The sequence below is a fragment of the Rhodovulum viride genome (assembly GCF_003265965.1).
GTDB classification, from domain to species: Bacteria; Pseudomonadota; Alphaproteobacteria; order Rhodobacterales; family Rhodobacteraceae; genus Rhodovulum; species Rhodovulum kholense.
The window spans coordinates 1-245 of record NZ_MUAV01000280.1; the positions used below are offsets into that span (position 1 = coordinate 1).

Annotated in this window: 1 pseudogene; it reads right to left on the reverse strand. The window is 71.0% G+C overall.

What is annotated here, in order from left to right:
- Window positions 1–245, reverse strand: a pseudogene (locus BYZ73_RS23410) (hypothetical protein); the annotation flags it as partial.

Consider the following 245-nt stretch of genomic DNA (forward strand, 5'->3'; position numbering starts at 1 on the left):
CGCCTCCTGATCCAGTTCCGCCATCAGATCGGCCTCGGCATCCCGGGCGCGCAGCGTGTCGACCTGCTTCTTGCCCAGCTTGTCGGCGCTGGCGGCCTTGGGCTTCTCCGACAGCCGCCGCTCGATCTCCATCCGCTCCTGCCGGTCGATCAGTTGGGCCAGCACCCGCTCGGCGCCGACATTGCCGCTCTCGGCCATGTCCCAGACCCGCATCAGCCGCCGCGCCTCGCGCTGGTCCTGGGCGG